Source organism: Microcystis sp. M53603_WE2 (genome assembly GCF_030065435.1).
The window spans coordinates 1-2,029 of sequence record NZ_JASJFF010000008.1; the positions used below are offsets into that span (position 1 = coordinate 1).

General features: G+C 41.4%; 3 protein-coding genes and 1 pseudogene. 3 read left to right on the top strand and 1 reads right to left on the bottom strand.

Annotated features, from left to right (window positions below; all coding sequences use genetic code 11):
- A pseudogene (locus PX481_RS29525) lies at positions 1-93 on the bottom strand (CoA-binding protein); the annotation flags it as partial.
- A 41-nt stretch (positions 94-134) separates the two neighbouring features.
- Between PX481_RS29525 and PX481_RS00175 the strand changes: the two are divergent.
- The 3 genes from PX481_RS00175 (at position 135) to PX481_RS00185 (ending at position 2,023) form a co-directional block, all read left to right on the top strand.
- Positions 135-338, top strand: a complete 204-nt coding sequence (locus PX481_RS00175; RefSeq protein ID WP_043999113.1) for a hypothetical protein — start codon at positions 135-137, stop codon at positions 336-338.
- A complete protein-coding gene (locus PX481_RS00180) occupies positions 325-999 on the top strand; it encodes a TIGR04283 family arsenosugar biosynthesis glycosyltransferase (RefSeq protein ID WP_002759876.1) in 675 nt (224 codons plus the stop codon). Before PX481_RS00175 ends, PX481_RS00180 begins: the two co-directional genes overlap by 14 nt.
- A 289-nt stretch (positions 1,000-1,288) precedes the next feature.
- Entirely contained in the window at positions 1,289-2,023 is a 735-nt protein-coding gene (locus PX481_RS00185) for a choice-of-anchor K domain-containing protein (protein ID WP_002759878.1), read from the top strand.
- Positions 2,024-2,029 lie beyond the last annotated feature (6 nt).

Below are 2,029 nucleotides of genomic sequence, written 5' to 3' on the forward strand. Positions count from 1 at the left end.
GCTCGATTTCTCGGAATGCCCGACCACTGCGATAATTTTACTATTGCTGAAGATGGTTTTGAGCGCACCATCGTCTCCTTTAATATTCGGCATTGTCCCACCTATCTTAGAACAGAGTTTCGCTTTCCATAAAGATGAAGTGTAACCTAATTTGGTATCGACTTTTGACTCCAGCTTTAGCCACTCTGAAGAACTGGCAGCAATGTTTAACTTTTCTACCGAAAAAACAGTTATTAAAAATCCCAGTCAATCCCTCGGTATCTGTAGGAAAATTTACCCGATGGTCGCCCCTAAATCCTGTGACTTTAGTTACCACAAAACCTGATGAATTATCTTAGTATTATCATTCCGACTCTCAATGAGGAGTTAAGAATTGCAGCAACGTTAAAACAGATAGGTGCGGGGGTAGAAATTATTGTTGTCGATGGGGGCAGTACCGATAAAACTAGAGAAATAGCCGAACAATTGGGAGGAAAAGTAATTATTTCACCCAGAAAAGGTCGTGCTTTCCAGATGAATTTAGGAGCCAAAATAGCCAAAGGAGATATTTTGTTATTTCTACACGGAGATACTTTACTTCCCCATGAATTTCAAGAAAAAATTATCGATACTTTATCCCAATCTGGGATAGTAGCGGGGGCCTTTGAATTAAAAATTGATGGAGAGGAAAAAACCCTGCGTTTAGTGGAAAAATTAGTTAATTGGCGTTCTCGCTGGCTTTCCCTTCCCTACGGAGATCAAGGAATATTTTTAAAAGCCTCAATATTGGCAGATTTGGGCGGGTTTCCTGAGTTGCCAATTATGGAAGATTTTGAATTAATACAAAGATTGAAAAAAAGGGGTAAAATAGCCATAGTTGCTGCTCCGGTGATTACCTCGGCAAGACGTTGGCAAAAATTAGGAGTTGGCAAAACTACCTTAGTTAATCAATTAGTAATTATTGGTTATTATCTAAAAATTCCGCCGCGCTTGTTGAAAAGTTTTTATCGTTTATGGTAATAAAGGCTTGCTGAAAAAGTATTTGAGGTCATTGTGCAATGTAGGGGCGCAGGCGTTAAGCCCATAATGTGACATTGTGAACATTTTTCAGCCAATATCCAAGAGAGCCAAACACAATTATATAATCGAATAAACCCTACCAAAGAAGAGGTTTTCATGGCCAAAACATTAACAAAAGTAATCAAAAATGTGGGGGGGGGTAAGCATTGCTTATTGGTAGCAGGCAATACCAGTCTTTTGAAAAATACAATTATATAATCGGGGAAACCATACCAAGGAAGAGTTTTCCATGGCCAAAACATTAACAAAAGTAATCAAAAATGTGGGGGGGGGTAAGCATTGCTTATTGGTAGCGGGGGCAACTCTAGCCATCCTAGCCCCTTTCCAAGCCGCCCAAGCTGTAACTGTAAATGTAGGTACAGGGACAGTGACAGGCCATTTTGACAACGCCATCACGCTCCCCGACTCAGTATACACGGGCAACGGAACCGACACCATCGAATGGGGAACGCCTGTAGATGGTTCATTTACCAATCAATTGTCCTTTATTCCTTCTGACTTTACCGATCAGCCCAAGGGTCAAGACTTTGTTGCAGGGCGCTTGTATTACCGTAATGGCGCTGTTTTTGGGGGTACTGGGATTAATGGGGTTGATCTGATAATCAACACCACTTCCTCCGACCCAGATTTCACTCAAACATTGCCATTAAAAATCACGATTGTAAACACCCCAAATGTTGCCGATCCTATCGCTAGTGCAGATTTCATTTACTTTACGGATTTCCCCGATCTCGGTAGTTTCAGGGTACTAGAAGGAGAAGAGACCTATGTAGAAGTTATAACTCAGTTTAATTCCCTCGATCTTGTTGGTTTTGGAGCCGTGGGTGATCCTTTAAAAGGATTTTTATCACCCAGTACCGGTCCAAATCCATTTCCAGCGGTTCCAGAGCCTTCCTCGATTCTGGGGTTATTGGCATTGGGTTTACTGGGGATGGGTTCAGTATTTAACAAGCAGCGAAAATAAATTGAC